General features: G+C 68.2%; 16 protein-coding genes and 1 pseudogene. 10 read left to right on the forward strand and 7 right to left on the reverse strand.

Annotated elements, in window-relative coordinates; all coding sequences use genetic code 11:
- Nucleotides 1-171: 171 nt before the first annotated feature.
- Nucleotides 172-774: a TIGR00730 family Rossman fold protein gene (locus J7U37_RS07230; protein WP_056187932.1), complete on the forward strand. Its 603-nt coding sequence runs from the start codon at nt 172-174 to the stop codon at nt 772-774.
- Between the two features lie 42 nt (nt 775-816).
- Here J7U37_RS07230 and cysS read toward each other — a convergent pair whose 3' ends face one another.
- Nucleotides 817-2,196 carry a cysteine--tRNA ligase gene (cysS, locus tag J7U37_RS07235; RefSeq protein ID WP_247635282.1) on the reverse strand — a complete coding sequence of 460 codons (1,380 nt, stop codon included), beginning with the start codon at nt 2,194-2,196 and terminating at the stop codon, nt 817-819.
- Between the two features lie 322 nt (nt 2,197-2,518).
- On the opposite strand from cysS, the gene J7U37_RS07240 reads away from it, so the two are divergent.
- Nucleotides 2,519-2,860, forward strand: a complete 342-nt coding sequence (locus J7U37_RS07240; RefSeq protein WP_056187938.1) for a hypothetical protein — start codon at nt 2,519-2,521, stop codon at nt 2,858-2,860.
- A 66-nt stretch (nt 2,861-2,926) separates the two neighbouring features.
- On the opposite strand, the gene J7U37_RS07245 is transcribed toward J7U37_RS07240, so the two are convergent.
- A complete protein-coding gene (locus J7U37_RS07245) occupies nt 2,927-3,445 on the reverse strand; it encodes a CreA family protein (RefSeq protein WP_056187942.1) in 519 nt (172 codons plus the stop codon).
- Nucleotides 3,446-3,606: 161 nt separating this feature from the next.
- Here J7U37_RS07245 and J7U37_RS07250 point away from each other — a divergent pair, with 161 nt between their 5' ends.
- From J7U37_RS07250 to mscL, 8 genes are all read left to right on the forward strand, one after another.
- Nucleotides 3,607-4,629 (forward strand): DUF2865 domain-containing protein, encoded by a 1,023-nt coding sequence (locus tag J7U37_RS07250; protein ID WP_082504170.1) that lies wholly within the window; start codon nt 3,607-3,609, stop codon nt 4,627-4,629.
- 1,439 nt (nt 4,630-6,068) lie between these two features.
- Nucleotides 6,069-7,010 (forward strand): OmpA family protein, encoded by a 942-nt coding sequence (locus J7U37_RS25285; RefSeq protein ID WP_348772980.1) that lies wholly within the window; start codon nt 6,069-6,071, stop codon nt 7,008-7,010.
- Between the two features lie 242 nt (nt 7,011-7,252).
- Nucleotides 7,253-8,923 (forward strand): methyl-accepting chemotaxis protein, encoded by a 1,671-nt coding sequence (locus J7U37_RS07260; protein ID WP_247635284.1) that lies wholly within the window; start codon nt 7,253-7,255, stop codon nt 8,921-8,923.
- Between the two features lie 489 nt (nt 8,924-9,412).
- The gene (locus J7U37_RS07265; protein ID WP_247635291.1) at nt 9,413-11,062 is read left to right on the forward strand and encodes a methyl-accepting chemotaxis protein; all 1,650 of its coding nucleotides are present in this window, start codon (nt 9,413-9,415) and stop codon (nt 11,060-11,062) included.
- A 154-nt stretch (nt 11,063-11,216) separates the two neighbouring features.
- Nucleotides 11,217-12,431, forward strand: coding sequence for an MFS transporter (locus J7U37_RS07270; protein WP_056485903.1), 1,215 nt, complete (start codon nt 11,217-11,219; stop codon nt 12,429-12,431).
- 215 nt (nt 12,432-12,646) lie between these two features.
- Entirely contained in the window at nt 12,647-13,357 is a 711-nt protein-coding gene (locus tag J7U37_RS07275) for a phosphatidylserine decarboxylase (RefSeq protein ID WP_056187959.1), read from the forward strand.
- 8 nt (nt 13,358-13,365) lie between these two features.
- Complete coding sequence (locus tag J7U37_RS07280; RefSeq protein WP_056187962.1) at nt 13,366-14,238, forward strand: phosphatidylcholine/phosphatidylserine synthase; 873 nt, start codon at nt 13,366-13,368, stop codon at nt 14,236-14,238.
- Between the two features lie 90 nt (nt 14,239-14,328).
- Nucleotides 14,329-14,757, forward strand: a complete 429-nt coding sequence (mscL, locus tag J7U37_RS07285) for a large conductance mechanosensitive channel protein MscL (protein ID WP_247635285.1) — start codon at nt 14,329-14,331, stop codon at nt 14,755-14,757.
- A gap of 163 nt (nt 14,758-14,920) precedes the next feature.
- Here the strand turns inward: mscL and J7U37_RS07290 are convergent.
- The 5 genes and pseudogenes from J7U37_RS07290 to J7U37_RS07310 form a co-directional block, all read right to left on the reverse strand.
- Nucleotides 14,921-15,151: pseudogene (locus J7U37_RS07290) on the reverse strand (hypothetical protein); the annotation flags it as partial.
- Between the two features lie 317 nt (nt 15,152-15,468).
- Nucleotides 15,469-15,879, reverse strand: coding sequence for a DUF1236 domain-containing protein (locus J7U37_RS07295; RefSeq protein WP_056187970.1), 411 nt, complete (start codon nt 15,877-15,879; stop codon nt 15,469-15,471).
- 155 nt (nt 15,880-16,034) lie between these two features.
- Nucleotides 16,035-16,775, reverse strand: a complete 741-nt coding sequence (locus tag J7U37_RS07300; RefSeq protein ID WP_056187973.1) for a NepR family anti-sigma factor — start codon at nt 16,773-16,775, stop codon at nt 16,035-16,037.
- A 150-nt stretch (nt 16,776-16,925) separates the two neighbouring features.
- Nucleotides 16,926-17,753, reverse strand: a complete 828-nt coding sequence (locus J7U37_RS07305) for a class II glutamine amidotransferase (protein WP_247635286.1) — start codon at nt 17,751-17,753, stop codon at nt 16,926-16,928.
- Nucleotides 17,754-18,055: 302 nt separating this feature from the next.
- Nucleotides 18,056-18,281 (reverse strand): autotransporter outer membrane beta-barrel domain-containing protein (locus tag J7U37_RS07310; protein ID WP_247635287.1); only part of this gene is annotated, 226 nt, incomplete at its 5' end.

Genomic DNA, 18,281 nt, shown 5'->3' on the forward strand with positions numbered 1-18,281 from the left:
CCGGATCGAGCCCGTCGACAAACCGGCGATTGATGGCGACATATTAGCGAACATGATCGGAACACCAAATCACATCCGCCGTCGCATGGCCGGATCTTCCGTAAAATCAGCAGTTTGGCTCGTGGACAGGGACGGGTCCGTCCGGGTTGCGACGCATCAGAGAGGCCCGGCATGGCTCGGTTGAGGACGGTCTGCGTCTATTGCGGCTCGGGGTTCGGGGGCGATCCGGCCTTCACCACGGCGGCCGTGACCCTGGGCAAGGCCTTGGCGGAGGCGGGGATCGGCCTCGTCTATGGCGGGGGCAATGTCGGCCTGATGGGCACCGTCGCCCGCGCGGTCCTCGACCATGGCGGCCACGTCACCGGCATCATTCCGGATTTCCTGAAATCGCGCGAGCGCATGCTCGAAGAGATTCAGGAGACCATCGTGGTGGAGGACATGCACACCCGCAAGCGGCTGATGTTCGAGCGTTCCGACGCCTTCGTGGCCCTGCCGGGCGGCATCGGCACCCTGGAGGAGCTGGTGGAGCAGCTCACCTGGGCCCAGCTCGGCCAGCACAACAAGCCGATCCTGCTGCTCTCGGTGGCGGATTTCTGGACCCCGTTGCTGACCCTCCTCGATCACATGCGAACGCAGGGCTTCATCCGGGAAGGGCTCGACCTGAGCTACCTCGTGGCGACCGAGGCGGCCGACGTGGTCGGCCTCCTGCGCGACGCGGCCGGGTCCGTCGAACCCGCCCCGGCCGCCGAGGCCTTGGTGGCCGAGCGGTTCTGACCGAGGGGCGTCGCGGCGACCGATCAGGTCGCGGTGACCTGATCAGGTCACGACGCTCCAGGTCGTGCCGTCCTTGCCGTCCTTGACGGCGATGCCCAGCGCGAGGAGTTCGTCGCGGACACGATCCGAGGCAGCCCAGTCCTTGGCAGCCCGGGCCGCGCGTCGGGCCTCGATCAGGGCCTCGACGCGGGCGACGTCGATCCCAGCCGCCTGGATCGTTCCCTGGTCGCGGGCGGATTTGGTCTGGATGAGCAGTCCGAGAAGGTTCGCACCGGCCTTGAGTGCCGCCGGATCGTCGAGGCGGTGCAACTCGGCGAGCGCTGCTGCCGTGTTGAGGTCGTCGAGTAGCGGCTCCAGCACCGTCTCGGGGAGCGCCGGCGCCGGCGCGCCATCGCCCACGAGTCCGTACCAGCGCTCAAGCATCCGCGCGGCCTCTTCGAGGCCACGCAGGGTCCAGTCGATCGGCTGTCGGTAATGGGTCTTCAGCATGGCGAGCCGGGCGACCTCGCCAGGCCAGTCCTTCAACACGTCGCGGATGGTGATGAAGTTGCCGAGCGACTTCGACATCTTCTCCCCCTCGACCTGGAGGAAGCCGTTGTGAAGCCAGACATGGGCCATCACGTCGGTTCCGAAGCAGCAGCGGGACTGTGCCACCTCGTTCTCGTGGTGGGGAAAGATCAGGTCGATGCCGCCCGCATGGATGTCGAAGCGCTCGCCGAGGTGCCGCCATGACATCGCCGAGCACTCGATGTGCCAGCCCGGCCGGCCCGGCGCCGCGATCCCGCATGGTGAGGGCCAGGACGGCTCGCCGGGCTTCGAGGGTTTCCACAGCACGAAGTCGAGGGGGGAGCGCTTGTAGGGCGCGACCTCGACGCGGGCGCCGGCTTCCATCTCGTCCAGCGGGCGCTTCGAGAGCGCGCCGTAATCCGGCATCGAGGGCACGTCGAACAGCACGTGCTCCGCCGCCACATAGGCATGTCCGGCCTGCACCAGCCCGGTGATGATGGTGTGCATCTCGGCGATGTGGTCGGTGGCGCGCGGCTCGATGAAGCGCGGGCGCTGACCCGCCACGTTCACATCCTCCGACATCAGCACGCCGAGTTCGCGGATGTCGGCGTGGAAGGTCTTCAGCGTCCCGTCGGTGAGTTCGCGGATGGTGATGCCGCGCTCGGCCGCCCGCGCGTTGATCTTGTCGTCCACATCCGTGACGTTGCGCGCGTAGGTGACGTGCGCCTCACCGTAGAGGTGGCGCAGCAGGCGGAACAGCAGGTCGAAGACGATGATCGGCCGGGCATTGCCGATATGAGCGGCATCGTAGACCGTCGGGCCGCAGGCATACATCCGCACGTTCGTCGGATCGATCGGCGTGAAGACGGCCTTCTCGCGGGTCAGCGTGTTGTAGAGCCGCAACATCGAGGCCATGAATCTTCCCTTGAATCGTCCCTTGCGTCCCGGACCCCCACCCGGCCCGTCCGAGCGTGAGACCCGCACCGCGTTGGTATCTCGCAGCTTTTGCCGCGACAGGCCAAGCCGGCGCCACATCGTCGCCGCCTTCCGCCCGGCGACCTGTTGCGCTGAGGCGACGGCCTGACGGCACGTCCTGCGCTACCTCAAATCCATGAGCAATTCGAGAACGACGCCGAACCGGCATTCGTCGAAAACCCTGTCGCGGAGAAAGGGTTTGTTAACCCCGTGCCGTGAAGTTTTCGCCTCAGACGCTTCCGACATCAGCAAGGTTCTGCCCATGCGCCGCGTGACCGCCCATCTCGGCGCTCTCCTCGCCTTCGCCCTGACCGCACACGTCGCCCTGGCTGCCGGCGACGGCGAGAGCCCCGCCAAGGTGCCGGCCACCGTCGAGAAGACGTTCCTGATCCCGTCGAGCGAGGGATACGGTGTCGGCGACTGCCTCACCAACGGCGACAGCGCCTGCGGGCAGGTGGTGGCCAATGCCTGGTGCGAGGCCCAGGGCTTCGCTTCGGCCGGTTCCTTCGGCGTCGCTGCCCAGGACGAGTATACCGGCGCGATCCCGGCCGCCCCGGTGGTGAAGCCCGCCGAGCGCCCGATCCGGATCACGTGCCAGGATTGATCGCCTCCACCGACGCTCTTGCGCCTGGTCGCCGACCCCGCCACGGGGCCGGCCTCCACAGGCGGTCTACTTCTCCATGAAGGCGTCGCAGCGCGGCGGCGGTTCGGTGCCCCAGGGCATCAGCGGCACGGCCGAGGTCGAGTTCTTGGGTGACCCCTGGATGACCTTGTCCGAATAGACCATGTAGATCAGCGTATTGCGCTTGACATCGCAGCCACGCACGATCTGCATCGACTTGAAGATCAGCGAGCGCCGCTCGCTGAACACCACCGCGCCCTGCTTGAACTTCTCCTTGAACTGCACCGGGCCGACCTGTCGACAGGCCAGCGAAATGTCGGAGACATCCTCGGCGAGGCCGAGCGTGCCCTTGATGCCGCCCTTCTCCGGCTGCGTATACCAGCAGGCGACGCCGGCTACGGACGGATCGTCGATCCCGTAGACCACCAGCTTGTCGTTGGGCGTGAGCGGGCGCCACACGGTCGACTTGTCGAAGATGCGATCCGCATCGTCCGCCCGCACCGGATGTGCGACGAGGCCGAGCCCCAACGCCAGCGCGCAGCCTGTGAGACCCCGAAGCCACATCATCGTATCATTCCCCTCGGTTTGTTCGGGGCGCATGTGGGAAGGGTGTCGCCGCCGTGCGAGGGTCGCTAAGTAACTTGTGTTGTCCTCGTTCGCCATCGCTTCGCCGAGATCCGCCGTCGGATTCCGTGCGGCGGCGTCCCGCCATCCTTCGCAATCAGGCCATGCCGCTGATCCCTCTCCAGATCCGCACGCTCGTCCGGGTGCTCGCCGGCGTCCTTGCCGCCCTTCCTGTCGCCCTGGCGATGACGGGGGCCGCCGAGGCGCAGAATGCGGCCTGCCTGCGCTACCGCTCCGAACTCGCGAGCCTCAGCGACGGAGCCAGCACCGCGCGGGCGCTGCAGAATGAGATCGGGCGACTGAACGCCTATTACCGCACGCTCAGCTGCGAGGGTGGCAAGTTCCTGTTCTTCGATTCCCGCCCCCCGCAATGCGGCGCGGTCGAGCAGCGCATCCGCGCCCTCAATGCCGGTTACGGCGCCGAGAACGGCGAGGTCACGGCCGCCCGCCGCCGGCAGCTGACCGAGGCCATCGCCGCCACCTGCACCGATGCGGCGAGCCGCACCCTCCTCAAGGCCGACGGGCCGGCCGGGGAGGCGCGTGCGCGGGGTGGCTCGCAGGTGGTCTGCGTCCGCACCTGCGACGGCGCCTACTTTCCGATGAACAATCTTCCGGACGGGCGCGAGGGCGCGGACGAGTTGTGCCAGGCGCTCTGCCCCGGGGCCGAGGCCGCCGCCTACTCGATGCCCCACGGGGACGAGGCCCTCAAGCAGGCCGCAACCCTGAAGGGCAGCCGTGCCTACACGGCCCTGCCGAACGCCTTCAAGTTCCGCACGTCCTTCACGCCGAACTGCTCGTGCAAGCGCGAGGGACAGACCTGGGCGCAGTCGCTGGTCAAGGCCGAGAGCATGCTGGTGCGGCACAAGGGCGACATCTTCGTCACGCCGATGCAGGCCGAGGCCCTGTCGCGTCCGCCCAAGGTGCGCCTCACCCTGGTGGGCCGGGCCGACAAGACCGCCGCGGAACTCGCGGCCGACGTCGCCAGCCGCCGTGCCGCCGGGGCGACGGACAGTGCGGCTGCGCCGGTACCCGCCGCCACGAGCCCGGCCGCCGGCGAGGAGCGCCAGCCGGTGCGGATCATCGCCCCGAACCTGTTCTCGACGGCGACGCGCCAGGGCGTGCAATAACGCCAGGATATCGGAGGTCAGAAGATCCGGTTCGAGGAGTTCCGGTTCCAAGAGTTCCGGTTCCAAGAGCTCCGGGGCTGGGAGATCCGGGGCCGAGTGCCCTGACGCCAAGCCGTCCGGGGAGGCGGACGGCCATGCTCGGTATCGGGAACCATCCGGCTCGCATTCTGTTCCGAAGGCCACATCAACGACGTGAGTGACCTTCGATGCGGCGCATCCGCCACCTCCTGCTGACCGGCACGGTTCTCCCTGCGCTCCTGCTGTCCGGACCCAGCTCTGCTCGGCCGGATACCGTCCCGGGCGGGGCGATCCTGCTGGCCCAAGGCGGGCCGGGCGAAGGACCTCGGGGTGGTGAAGGACCTCGCGGGGGTGAAGGACCTCGGGGTGGTGAAGGGCCTCGGGGTGGTGAAGGACCTCGCGGGGGTGAAGGACCTCGCGGGGGTGAAGGGCTGCGCGGAGGCCAACCGCAGGGCGGTCGAGAACGGCCCGAGCCTCGCCAGGAGCGTCCCGAACCCCGCCCCGAGCGTTCGGCACCCCGTCCCGAGCCGCGCCAGGAACGCCCTGAACCGCGCCAGGAACGCCCGGAGCCGCGCCAAGAGCGTCCCGAACCCCGCCCCGAGCGTTCGGCACCCCGTCCCGAGCCTCGCCAGGAACGCCCGGAGCCGCGCCAGGAGCGCCCGGAGCCGCGCCAGGAGCGCCAGGAGCGTCCGCAGCCGCGCCAGGAGCGCCCGACGCGTGAAGAACGCCCGGCGCGGGAGGAGCGCGGCGGGGCACCCGATCGCGATCCGACGCAGAATCGTCGCGCGCCCGGTTCCGAAGCGCCGGGCGAGCGCTCCGGTGCGCCGCCGGCCGCACGCGAGCGGTCTCCCGAGCGGCCGAATGCACCCGAGCGTCCCACCGCATCCGAACCCGCCCGCCCCGCGCAACCCCAGCTTCGCCAAGCCCCGGCTCCGACACCGACCGCGCCCGAGATCCGCAATCCGGCGAACCCCGCCAGCCCGACCGTCCCGGGAGCCACGCAGCCCGCGCGCCCGAACCCGCCCGCAGAGCCGCGTGCACCCGCCCCGGACGCCAATCCGCCGGCACCGGTCGCCCCGAATGCCCGGCCGGGCGTACCCGGCCGTCCGTTCACGCCGCCGGGTGCTCCGAACCCGGACCCGCAGCGTCCGGACGGGCGTCCCGGTGCGGGTGCGAATCCCGTCGAATCCCGCCCTAACCGGGACGGTCCCGCCCAGGGATCCCGCGAGCTGAATCGCGACGATGCGGTTCGGTCCGATTCCCGGCCGGCCGAGACCCGGCGCGACGGTGTCGATCGCCGTGATTCCGGTGATCCACGCGCCGGAGGCATCGACGATCGTCGAGAGGACCGCGAGCGGCGGGACGCCTTCGAACGGCGCGAGCCTCGCAGCGGCTTCAACGCGCCGGGGCGCCCAGGCTACGTGCCGGGCGGGTTCCGGGATGACGACGATGTCCGCGACTATGATCAGGTCCGCCGCGACCGGCGCGAGTTCTCGGAAGGCGGGCGGACCTACATCCGCGAGCCCGGCCGCATCATCGTGCGTGATCGCGACACCTACTTCATCCGTCACGACGAGAACGAGCGTTTCCGCGATCTGGACCGGCGGGCCTATCGCAGCGAACGGCGCGGCGGCGACACCATCACGTATCTCGACCGGCCCGGCGGCGAGCAGATCGTCACCATCGTGGATGATGACGGCCGTCTCGTACGCCGCTCCCGCCGCTTCCGGGACGGGCGCGAGGTCGTGATCATCGACAACAGCTTCGGCGGGGGCGTGCGCCGGCCGATCTACGACGACGTGGTCGAACTGCCGCCGCCGGACATCCGCATCCCCCGCAATCGCTACGTTGTCGATTACGACGGAGCGGATGAGGGTGCCGTCTACGAGGCCTTGTCGGCTCCGCCGGTGGTGGCGGTCGACCGGCGCTACACCCTCGATCAGGTGCGCTACAGCCCGCAGCTGCGCGCCCGTATGCGCAGCGTGGACATCGATACCATCAACTTCGACACCGGCTCGTTCACGGTGACGCCGGATCAGGCCGCGCGCCTCGCCACCATCGCGGCGGCGATGAACCGGGCGATCAAGGCCAATCCGCAGGAGGTGTTCCTCATCGAGGGATACACCGACGCGGTGGGGGCCGACGTCGACAACCTCTCGCTCTCCGACCGCCGCGCGCAGTCGGTGGCCACCGTGCTGACGCAGACCTTCCAGGTGCCGCCCGAGAACCTGACCACGCAGGGTTATGGCGAGCAGAACCTGAAGGTGAACACGCAGAACGCCGCGCGCGAGAACCGGCGGGTGACCGTCCGCCGTATCACGCCGCTGATCCAGCAGCAGGGCGAGGCGGCGCCTCCACGCTGAAACCAGGATGCGGCGACCGGGGTCCGAAAGCCTCCGGTCGCCCACTCCGCGCCCGCATCGGCCAGTCTTCGATGGATTGGAGAAAGGGGAGGGCTATCGGCACGACCCGGCGGGAGGAACTGGAAAAGCCGGCTCTATTCATCAAATGTTTAGTTCGGCGCCATAGGGAATAGTGGTCTTCGCCGACCTGTCCCTCCTGTGCGCCGCAGGCCGGATAGCATTTCCAATGCGCCCCTCCGTCGATGCGACTGTCTCTCAAGTCAACACTGATCGCGATCCTGTCAGTCATGATGCTGGGTCTTGGTGCGCAGGGGTGGTTTGCTGTTGCAAACATTCGTACTGTTAATTCTGGAGTAGTGGATATTGCGGCTAACTGGCTTCCGAGCGTGCGCGCCTTAGGTGAATTCAAGTACAGTTTGACGCGGCTGCGCCTGCTCGACGCCCGGTATATGCACGGGAAGGAAACGCCGGCCGAGCTGCTGCAGGTCGAGGCCACGCGCAGGCAGGCCGTCGCCACCGCGATGCGCACCTACGAGACTCTCATCAGCAGCCCCGAGGAAAAGGCGCTGTGGACCGACATCGTCGGCACCTTCGCACGGTATGAGGACCTTCGTCGCGGCTTTCCCGCTCTCCTGCGGAGCGGTGACATCCCGAGTGCCGAGAGCCTGTTCGCGCGCTCGCGGACCGTCTTCGACCAACTCATCACGACGGTCGATCGCGATGCGGATTTGAACAATCAGGGCGCCCTGGCTGCGCAGGCAACCGCAGAGCGGACCTATGCGACCGCGATCTGGATGACGCTGGTGGTCTGCGGCGGCTCCGTCCTGCTCGGCCTCGGCGGCATCCTCTTCGTACTCCTGGGCGTCACCCGTCCGATCACCCGCATCACCGGCGCCATGCGGACCATCGCCGAGGGCCGGCTGACCATCGAAATCCCCCATGCGACGAACCGCAACGAGATCGGTGAGATGGCGGCGTGTCTCGCGATCTTCCGCGACGGTCTCGTCGAGGCGGAGCACATGCGGGGTGAGCAGGCGAACCTCGAGGCCGCCAACGCGGCACGACGCAAGGCGACGATGCACGAGCTGGCGGACGGTTTCGAGCAGGCGGTCAGCGGCATCGTCGGCATGGTGACGTCGGCGGCCACCGAGCTGCAGGCGACGGCGGGCATGATGTCGGGGACCGCCGGTGAGACCGCGCAGCAATCGGGCGGCGTCGCGGCGGCGGCGGAAGCGGCGGCCTCGAACGTCAACACCGTAGCGGCGGCGGCCGAGCAACTCGGCTCCTCCGTGCAGGAGATCGGACGCCAGGTCGACGGTTCCGCCACCTTGGCGCAGGTCGCGGTCGGCGAGGCGGACCAGACGGCTGCGCTGATCGGCGATCTCAGCATGGCCGCGACCAAGATCGGCGACGTGGTGGCGATGATCTCGACCATTGCCGGGCAGACCAACCTGCTGGCGCTCAACGCCACGATCGAGGCGGCCCGGGCCGGCGAGGCGGGCCGCGGTTTCGCCGTGGTGGCGGCCGAGGTGAAGGAACTCGCCAACCAGACCGCCCGGGCCACCGAAGAGATCGGCGATCAGATCACGCGCATCCAGGCCTCGACCGGCCAAGCCGTATCGGCCATCGGCGACATCCGGACCCGGATTCAGGAGATCAGCGGCGTGGCTAATTCCATCGCGGCGGCCGTCGAGGAGCAGGGGGCGGCCACCCAGGAGATCGTCCGCAACGTGGCCCAGGCAGCCGTGGGCACCGGTCAGGTGACGGACAAGATCTCGACCGTGGCCCGCGCCGCGGAGGAGACCGGCGCTGCCTCGTCCCAGGTCCTGGCCTCGGCTTCGGAGCTGTCGCGACAGTCCGAGCGGCTCAGCGGTGAGGTCGCTCGCTTCCTCGCCACCACCCGGGCGGCCTGAGCGCTGCTCGCCGGCTCGTCTCTCCGACCCCGTTTCGCCGGTTGATCGGCCGGACGCGACGAATCCGAACGATCCTGTGAAGGCGTGTCTCGGACGGGGCACGCAGGCGATCTCGACGGAACTTCCAGGCCGGCTCCCTTCGCGAGCCGGCCTGTTCCGTTCTGGGGCCTGCCCGCGAGAAGTCCATTGCGCCTGTGTTGATCCGTTCGAATCGCTCCCGCGCTGCCCTCATCCTCTCGACCGTCCCGCAGGATCGCTCCCCCCGGAAACCGCAGGCCGCGAACCGACGGACTGGGGACGCGGATCACCACGACCCAGGGGGCGTAATAAAACCGCGATCTTTGTCGTGGCTCTCGTCCGGATTATCAATTTTTTAATTGATAAAGTTTCACTTTAGATGGTCTTTAAGGACCTGCTATGTTCTGAAAAATGCAGACATGACAGAATATTAGAAGGTGATAAAAGATCATGGCTATCAAGCTGAAGTGGATGTTGATCTCGATCATCGGTTCCGTCATCGCCGCCTTGGTCATTCAGGGAGGGATAGCCATCACAAGCCTGGAGAGAATCCGGGCAAGTTCGATGAAACTTTCTGGGGAATTGATGCCGAGCGTTCGAAGCTTGGGCGAAATCAAATTCGCCGTCACGAATCTACGGATTGTCGATGCTCGGTATGTCATGGGGCGCGAATCGGCGCCGTCGCTCGAAAAGCTCAATGCGGAACGCGAGAAGGCCGTCGAAACGGCTCTGAAGACGTATCAGCCCTTCATCGCCAGCCCTGAGGAGCGGGCGATCGCCGACGACATCGCCAAGCGCTACGCCGAGTATGACGAGCGGCGCGCCGCGTTTCTCGCCTCGTTCCGGGCCGGTGACCAGAACGCCATGGTCGACGCGTTCGAGATGACGCGGCCGGCTTACCAGGAACTGATGAAGGTCATCGACGACGATGTCACCCACAACGACCGCGGAGCCGTCGAGGCGGACGCCGCCTCGAAGATCAACTATCACAACGCCTATTGGCTCACGGTCGCGGTGGGCAGCATCTCGCTCCTGATCGGCGTCTGCGGTGCGGTGTTCGTCCTTTACGGCGTGACACGTCCGATCGCCCGGATCACCGGCGCGATGGCGGCGGTCGCGGGCGGCGATCTGGCGAGGGAGATACCCTACTCGTCCAGCCGCAACGAGATCGGCGCGATGGCCGCGGCCCTGGCGGTCTTCCGCGACAACCTGCTGGAGACGGACACCCTGCGGCAGCAACAGGAGGCGCGCGAGTTGGCCGTGAAGGAGGAGCGCCGGCTCGGGATGCAGCGGATGGCCGATCATTTCGAGAGCGCCGTGAGCGGCATCATCACCCAGGTGACGTCGGCGGCGACCGAGCTGGAGGCAACGGCCCAGAGCATGTCCGGCACCGCGACCGAGACCGCCAGCCAATCCACCACGGTGGCCGCCGCCGCCGAGGAGGCTGCCTCGAACGTCAGCACCGTGGCGGCGGCGGCCGAGGAACTCGGTTCGTCCGTGCAGGAGATCGGGCGTCAGGTCGTCGGCTCCGCCAACCTCGCGCAGGCGGCGGTCGGCGAGGCGGAGCGGACGGCCACCTTGGTGCAGGATCTCAGCACGGCCGCAACCAGGATCGGCGACGTGGTGGCGATGATTTCGACGATCGCCGGCCAGACCAACCTGCTGGCGCTCAACGCCACCATCGAGGCAGCCCGCGCCGGCGAGGCGGGCCGGGGCTTTGCCGTGGTGGCGGCGGAGGTGAAGGAACTCGCCAACCAGACCGCCCGGGCCACCGAGGAAATCGGAACCCAGATCGGGCAGATCCAGGACTCGACCGGACAGGCGGTCACGGCCATCGGTGGCATCACCGACCGGATCCGCGAGATCAGCGGAGTGTCGACCACCATCGCGGCGGCGGTGGAGGAGCAGGGGGCGGCCACCCAGGAGATCGTCCGCAACGTCTCGCAGGCGGCGGTCGGCACCGAACTGGTGACGTCCAATATCGCGAGCGTGGCGGGGGCCGCCGAGGAGACCGGCGCCGCGGCCGCCCAGGTGCTGTCCTCCGCCAGCGAACTCTCGCGCCAGTCCGAGCATCTCGGCGCCGAGGTCGCCCGCTTCCTCGCCACGGTCCGGGCGGCCTAGGACGCCGCATCCGGGCGGCGGTTTCCCGATCGCCGCACCGGCCTATATAGCCGGGGCGGCTGCGGAGGATTGAGGAGCCTGCCTTCTGCCGGCGGGACCCTCTGCGCCGAGAACGTGGTGTCCGGGTCTCCGGGCCGACCCCGCAGGAGCGTGCATGGACGAGGCGAGCGAGCGGTTGATCGAGGCAGGAACGCCCGCCTTCCGTCGCACCGCCGTCGCCCTGGGCGCCGCCGGGTTTTCCACCTTCGCAGTGCTCTACGGGGTGCAGCCGCTGCTCCCGGTCTTCGCCGATGATTTTTCCGTCTCGCCGGCCGAGAGCAGCCTCGCCCTGTCGCTGCCCTGCGCCATGCTGGCGATCGCGCTCCTGGTGGTCAGTCCGCTCTCGGAGGTGTGGGGGCGCAAGCCCATCATGGTGGCGTCGCTGTTCGCCTCGGCCCTTCTCACGATCGTGGCCGTCCTGGTGCCGAGCTGGCACGGCTTCCTGGCTCTGCGCGCCCTTACGGGGCTCGCGGCGTCCGGCCTGCCCGCGGTGGCGATGGCCTATCTCGGCGAGGAAATGCACGGGCGCGCCATCGGCCTGTCGATGGGCCTGCTCATCGGCGGCAATGCGGCGGGCGGCATGGTCGGGCGGTTGCTGGCCGGCATCATCGCCGACCATGCCTCCTGGCGCTGGGGCCTTGGCACCATCGGGCTGCTGGCGCTCCTGGCCGCCATCGCCTTCGTCTACCTGCTGCCGGATTCGCGCCGCTTCCGGGCCAACCGGATGCGCTGGCGCGACGTGCCCGGCACCTTCACCCACCACTTCCGCGATCCCGGCCTGCCCTGGCTCTTCGCCGAAGCCTTCCTGCTGATGGGCGGCTTCGTGTGCATCTACAACTACATCGGCTTCCGGCTGCTGGAGCCGCCGTTCTCCCTGAGCCAGAGCGCCATCGGGGCGATCTTCGTGGTCTACCTGTTCGGAACCGTCTCCTCGGCCCTCACCGGCGAAATCGCCAGCCGGCTCGGGCGGCGCAAGGTGCTGTGGCTCGCCATCCTGCTCGGGCTCGTCGGCGTCGGGCTGACCCTGTCGAGCCATCTCGCCCTGATCATCGTCGGCATCGTCCTGGTCACGGTGGCGTTCTTCGGGGCGCATTCGGTGGCGAGCAGTTGGGTCGGCCGGCGAGCCCTGCGCGACCGGGCTCAGGCCTCGTCGATCTATCTGTGCCTGTACTATCTCGGCTCCTCGGTGCTCGGCACGGCCGGCGGCTGGTTCTTCGACCATTCCGGCTGGGTCGGCGTGGTGGCGTTCTTCGCGACCCTCTACGGGCTCGCCCTCGTCATCGCCCTGCGGCTGACGCGCCTGGCGCCCCTGGTGCAGGCCGAGGGCTGACGGGTTCGCCATTTCGGTCCGCAGGCGCCTCGCGCGTCCCGGATCGGAGACCGCGTCGGGACGCCTCGTGCGTCCCTGATCGGAAACCGCGTCGGGACGCCTCGTGCGTCCCTGATCGGAAACCGTATGACGGATCGGCCCGCGTGCCTTATGAGAAGGCCCCGGCCGGGGCGGCTTCGGCCCGCCCATCAGACGAGAGCGCTCCGAAAACACCCATGACCGACCTCCTCGAGACGATTCGCCGGACGCTCGTGCCGATTCACAAGGAGGGCTATCCCTTCATCGTCATCGGCATCGTGCTGACGGTGATCGGAGCCTACTTCGCGCAGTTCCTCGGCTGGATCTTCCTGATCCTGACCCTGTGGGTATGCTACTTCTTCCGCGATCCCGAGCGGATCACCCCGGTGGGGGACGGCCTCGTGGTCTCCCCCGCCGACGGCCGGGTGAATCTGATCTCGACGGTGCTGCCTCCGCCGGAACTCGACCTGCCGCAGGAGCCGATGCTGCGCATCTCGGTGTTCATGAACGTGTTCGACTGTCACGTGAACCGGGTGCCGGTCACCGGCCGCATCGGCCAGATCCACTACACCCCGGGCCTGTTTCTCAACGCCGAGCTCGACAAGGCCAGCGATGACAACGAGCGCAACGGCCTCGTGATGGAAACGACGCACAAGGGCGAGCCGCTCCGCATCGGCGTGGTCCAGATCGCCGGTCTGGTTGCCCGCCGCATCGTCGGCTGGGTCCACGCCAATGACAGCCTGAACGTCGGCGAGCGCTTCGGCCTCATCCGCTTCGGCTCGCGCGTCGACGTCTATCTGCCGGTCGGCACCCGCGTGCTCGTCGGGCTCGGCCAGAAGGCGGTGGCCGGCGAGACCGTGCTGGCCGATCTCGCCGGCGGCCCCGAGCGCGTCTTCCGCCGCATCTGAGGCATCCCATGGACGATCTGTTTCCGCCCTTCGCGCCCGACGCCAACGAGCCCCGCCCGCGCCGCTTCAAGCCGGTGCCGTTCCGGATGATCGCGCCCAACATGATCACCCTGATGGCGCTCTGCCTCGGGTTGACCGCGATCCGGCTCGCCTTCGAGGGCAAGTTCGAGCCGGCCGTGATCTCGATCGTGGCCGCCGCTTTCCTGGACGGCATCGACGGGCGCGTGGCGCGGATGCTGAAGGGCACCTCGCGCTTCGGGGCGGAACTCGATTCCCTGGCGGACTTCGTCAATTTCGGCTGTGCACCGGCGCTGATCCTCTACGGCTTCGCTCTCAAGGACCTGCGTTCGGTCGGCTGGATCGTGGCCCTGATCTTCGCCATCGCGATGGCGCTGCGGCTGGCCCGCTTCAACGCGATGCTGGACGATCCGAACCGCCCGGCTTGGAAGAAGGACTTTTTCGTCGGCATGCCGGCGCCCGCCGGGGCGCTCACCGCGATGCTGCCGCTCTACCTGAACTTCCTGGGGCTGCCGATGGAGCATTGGGCGGCGCCCGTGGTGCTCGGCTACATGCTGTGCATCGCCCTGCTGGTGGTCTCCACCGTGCCGACCTTCTCGGGCAAGACCATGGGCAAGCGCGTCCCCCGCGACTGGGTGCTGCCGATCTTCCTCGTGGTGGTGGCCGGGTTCGGCCTGTTCATCAGCTTCCCGTTCGAGGCGATGGTGGCGCTGGCGCTGGGCTACCTCGTCACCCTGCCGATCGGCGCGGCGCAGTATCGCCGCCGGGCCAGGGCGGAAGCACACGGTTCAGCCTCAGCAGAGACTGCCGACGATGCCGTCGAAATGCTGAAACCCGCGCGCGACCCGGCCGTGGACATCTGACCGGCGGCGCTGTCGCGCAGCGGTTGTCTTCGACTAAGCTGCACGCGGCCTGACGTCGTCCTGCAGGCCAAATCCAGCGGAGACCGGTTGATGCTCGAGGAATTCAAGAAGTTCGCACTGCGCGGCAACGTCGTCGACCTCGCTGTCGGCGTCATCATCGGCGCTGCCTTCGGGGCGATCGTCACGTCGGCGGTGCAGGACGTGTTCATGCCGATGATCGGCGCGATCACCGGCGGTCTCGACTTCTCGAACTACTACCTCTCGCTGTCGTCGAGCGTGCAGAAAGGCGCGGCCTATGCCGATGCCAAGAAGCAGGGCGCGGTGATCGGCTATGGGCAGTTCATCACCGTGGCGCTCAATTTCATGATCGTGGCCTTCGTGCTGTTCCTGGTCATCCGGGCGATGAACCGCCTGGTCAGCAAGGAAGAGGCCAAGCCCGAGACGGTGGCCGAAGTGCCGGCGGACGTGAAGCTGCTCGCCGAAATTCGCGATATCCTGGCGACGAAACCCGCAGTCTGAACCGCGTCGGCTTCTACCGGGCCTCGCCGAAGCCGGGCTTGCGACCGGAGCGATCCTGTCCCGGAAGGGAATCTTCGCCGGCCACGAGGTCGTCTCCTGGCAAGAGGTCGCCTCCTGGTAAGAGGTTTCCTGCTGGCAAAACGTCTCCTGCCGGCAAGAGGTCTGCCCCAAGGAGATCTTCGAGGGCCTGCTCGACGGCACCCGTACCCTCCTCATGAGTCTTCAGGCGGACCTCAAGGCGTTTGATCTGCGGCTCGAAGGCTTCGGGAACCATTGGATCGCCGAGATACTGGGGAACGACCTCGTCGGTGGTGAAGACTGACCGCAGCTGCTGGCCGAGATGATCCCGCACCGGCTCCGGCAGGGCGGGATCAGGGGGGAGGTCACCGGCCATGGGAAAACTCCTTCGCATCGATCGGGAATCGGACGGCCGCACACGGGTACGTGAAGGTCGGACTGTCCAAGCAACGGCTGAAGCGCGCGGGCGTTGCATCGCTGCACCCGTTCCCGTTGCTTTATGTTAGGTTCGGCGCGGGGAGATTCCGGAATGCGGCGTACCTCGCGGCATCGCCCGGTCACGAATTGCGATGCGACGACGAACCACGACGCGACCATGAAAAAAGGCTCCCGGCGAAGTTTTCGCCGAAAGCCTTCTGACTTAGGCCACCGTGACGGTCGTCGCGGGGCCGAGCGTGTCCTGGTCGGCGAGGATTAGTCGATGACCTCGACGATGCGGTGGCTGCGATCCACCAGCACCGGACGCTCGTTGACGATGGTGTAGCGGGCGCCGCGGGCGTTGTACTCGGCGGGCACGTCGTAATAGCTCACGCCGGAGCTCGGCAGCACGGCGCCGACGCGGACATCGCCATTGTAGTCATAGGACGAGCGACGCTCGCGGGTGACGTACTGGCGGAAGCGGGGGCGATCATCGACGCCGAGGATGCCGCCGACCGTGCCGGTCGCCGCGCCGACAGCGCCACCCACGATGGCACCGATCGGACCGGCCGCATCGGCGCCGTCCTGTGCGCCGCGCTCGGCGCCGCGGACGAGGCCCTGAGCCTGGGCGGCCATCGGCAGGGTGAGTGCGATGGCGGAGGCGGCGAGAAGGGTCTTGAAGTTCATGATGGCGCTCCTGAACGAGTGTCCCGCGACGCTGTGAAGCGCTGCCGGGTTCAGGGCAGTAACGTCCAACTCCCGGAAGGGATGCGTCAAAAGTTGCACCGGGTCCGTCGATCCTTAAGGCCGGGTTTCGTCTTCAGGACCGCCTCGGGCCGACCTTACGCATCCTTCGGCATCGCCGACTGGATCAGCCGGTCGGAGCTGAGGTCTTCCTCGTCATAGCCGAGAAGTTCGGCCAGCCGCCCGCGGGCACGGCTGACCCGGCTCTTCACGGTGCCGACCTTACAACCCATGATCGCGGCCGCCTCCTCGTAGGAGACGCCTTCGGCGCCGACGAGAACCAGAGCTTCGCGCTGGTCCGGCGGCAGCTTGCCGAGGGCGGTCTGGAGATCCTCGACGTCAAGACGATCGCCCTGGTGCGGGGCGGTGGCGAGGCGGGCGGCGTAGGAGCCGTCCTGGTCCTCGACCTCGCGCACGCGCTTGCGGTGGTCCGAATAGAAGATGTTGCGCAGGATCGTGAACAGCCAGGCGTTCAGGTTGGTGCCCGGCTGGAACCGGGCCCGGTGTTGCCAGCCCTTCAGCAGGGTGTCCTGCACGAGGTCGTCGGAGCGGGCCGGGTTGCTGGTCAGCGACAGGGCGAAGGCACGCAGGGACGGCACGGCCGCCAGCAGGCCGTTGCGAAACTCGGGTTCGATCGCCTCGCCGCGCGCCTTGAGGGCAGCTTCGAGCTGCTCGATGAGTTCGGCAAAGCGGCTCGGCTGCTCGTCCGCGGGCAAGCGGTCGTAGACCGTGCGCAGGTGCTCGCCGAGGTGAGTCCGAATATTCGAGGACAGGTTCGGCCTGTCGTCTGCGGAGGCCGACAGAACGTCGGAGGCAGTGTCGGTCACGTCGCGTGTCATGGCTCGTCGTAATCTGGCGCGGTCAGGTGTGGTGTCGGCCCGAGGTGTCCGAGAAGCACCCGCGCGGTCCACTGATTTCGCGCGTTGTAGCGCATCCGGGCGGTTGACGCATCCCGCCGGACAACCGTGGCCGTCGCAGGGGGCGCCGCATCAACAGCCACAGGGGGAGGGGACGCGCTCGGGGCGGGACATGCGCCGGGCCACGGCCGGCTTGACGATGCGCACGGCGCCGTCGCGCAGGGAGAGAACGTGACCGCGCTCGACGTCGGTCCAGCACTCGTCGCGGGTCAGCGCCTTGGTGGCGATCACCGTGACGACGTCCTGGGCCCCGGTTTCCTGCGCGAAATCTACCCGCCAGTCCTCGTCCACCAGGGTCGCGGTGCCGAAGGGGGCGCAGCGCGTGAGATAGCACAGGCGCTTGCCGCAATGGGCGTAGAGGGTGCGGCTGTCCGACAGCAGCATGTTGAACACGCCGAGGCCGTGCAGCTCCGCGCACAGGTCCGCCACCGCCCGGTCGATGCGGGCGGGGCTCGGCAGGTCGGGCCAGCGGGCCTGCAACTGGTCGAGCATCCAGCAGAAGGCGTGCTCGCTGTCGGTGGAGCCGACCGGCTTGAACCAGGTCAGCGGCCACTTCTTCACGCCCTTGAGCTGGCCGTTATGCGCGAAGGTCCAGCGCCGGCCCCACAATTCCCGGCTGAACGGATGGGTGTTCTCCAGGTTGACCCGGCCGCGATTGGCCTTGCGCACATGCGCGATGACGATGCGGCTCTTGATCGGCGTCCGGCGCAGGAGCCGGGCGAGTTCCGATTGCGCGCTCGGCTCCGGCTCGTGGAAGGCCCGCGCGCCACGGCCCTCGTAGAAGCTGATGCCCCAGCCGTCCGCGTGAGGACCCGTCTCGCCGCCGCGCCGGGCCAGGGCGGCGAAGGAAAAGCGGATGTCCGTGGGCACGTTCGCGCTCATGCCGAGCAGTTCGCACATGGAGGTTCGGGGACTTCGCGTGAGAAGGACAGGAGGCGTTGCGCGGCGGCATTCTTGTCGGGGAGCCCGCCAAGTACACCACTCTGAAGCACACCACTCTAGAGGATTTTCCCGCTCGCGGGAGGCGGCACCCCGGTGGAAACGCCGTGTCCTTCGAACGCGCCCTGCTCGCGACGCGTTCCGGTCGGTTGCGCGGCCGCCCCCGGGCTCGCCCGCGAAGGGCGAGCTCGGAAACCGAACGCCGCCGAACCCCTCGGGTCCGGCGGCGCGCGTCCTGTTTCTCAGACCCGGTGGGTCGCCTGTCAGAACCGGTAGGTGAAGTTGCCCTTGACGGCGTGGTCCTGGGCGCGTTCGCCGACCTGGCCGGTATAGGCCACGCCCAGGGTGGTGGCGCGGCCCACCCGCACGTCGAGGCCGGCCTGCGCCACCAGGGCGTCGCGGCTGATCGGCGTGCCCGCCGTCAGGAAGCCCGGACCGGCGCCGAAGCTGAGGAGCGCCTTCGGCACCACCTCGCCGTAGGCCCGGCGG

This window comes from Methylobacterium sp. 37f (genome assembly GCF_023093475.1).
Classification (GTDB): Bacteria; Pseudomonadota; Alphaproteobacteria; order Rhizobiales; family Beijerinckiaceae; genus Methylobacterium.

Bases quoted from the DNA above. Each gene is read 5' to 3' on its own strand.
- J7U37_RS07230 (WP_056187932.1), top strand. From the start codon at position 172: ATGGCTCGGTTGAGGACGGTCTGCGTCTATTGCGGCTCGGGGTTCGGG.
- cysS (WP_247635282.1), bottom strand. From the start codon at position 2,196: ATGGCCTCGATGTTGCGGCTCTACAACACGCTGACCCGCGAGAAGGCC.
- J7U37_RS07240 (WP_056187938.1), top strand. From the start codon at position 2,519: ATGCGCCGCGTGACCGCCCATCTCGGCGCTCTCCTCGCCTTCGCCCTG.
- J7U37_RS07245 (WP_056187942.1), bottom strand. From the start codon at position 3,445: ATGATGTGGCTTCGGGGTCTCACAGGCTGCGCGCTGGCGTTGGGGCTC.
- J7U37_RS07250 (WP_082504170.1), top strand. From the start codon at position 3,607: ATGCCGCTGATCCCTCTCCAGATCCGCACGCTCGTCCGGGTGCTCGCC.
- J7U37_RS07260 (WP_247635284.1), top strand. From the start codon at position 7,253: ATGCGACTGTCTCTCAAGTCAACACTGATCGCGATCCTGTCAGTCATG.
- J7U37_RS07265 (WP_247635291.1), top strand. From the start codon at position 9,413: ATGTTGATCTCGATCATCGGTTCCGTCATCGCCGCCTTGGTCATTCAG.
- J7U37_RS07270 (WP_056485903.1), top strand. From the start codon at position 11,217: ATGGACGAGGCGAGCGAGCGGTTGATCGAGGCAGGAACGCCCGCCTTC.
- J7U37_RS07275 (WP_056187959.1), top strand. From the start codon at position 12,647: ATGACCGACCTCCTCGAGACGATTCGCCGGACGCTCGTGCCGATTCAC.
- J7U37_RS07280 (WP_056187962.1), top strand. From the start codon at position 13,366: ATGGACGATCTGTTTCCGCCCTTCGCGCCCGACGCCAACGAGCCCCGC.
- mscL (WP_247635285.1), top strand. From the start codon at position 14,329: ATGCTCGAGGAATTCAAGAAGTTCGCACTGCGCGGCAACGTCGTCGAC.
- J7U37_RS07295 (WP_056187970.1), bottom strand. From the start codon at position 15,879: ATGAACTTCAAGACCCTTCTCGCCGCCTCCGCCATCGCACTCACCCTG.
- J7U37_RS07300 (WP_056187973.1), bottom strand. From the start codon at position 16,775: ATGACACGCGACGTGACCGACACTGCCTCCGACGTTCTGTCGGCCTCC.
- J7U37_RS07305 (WP_247635286.1), bottom strand. From the start codon at position 17,753: ATGTGCGAACTGCTCGGCATGAGCGCGAACGTGCCCACGGACATCCGC.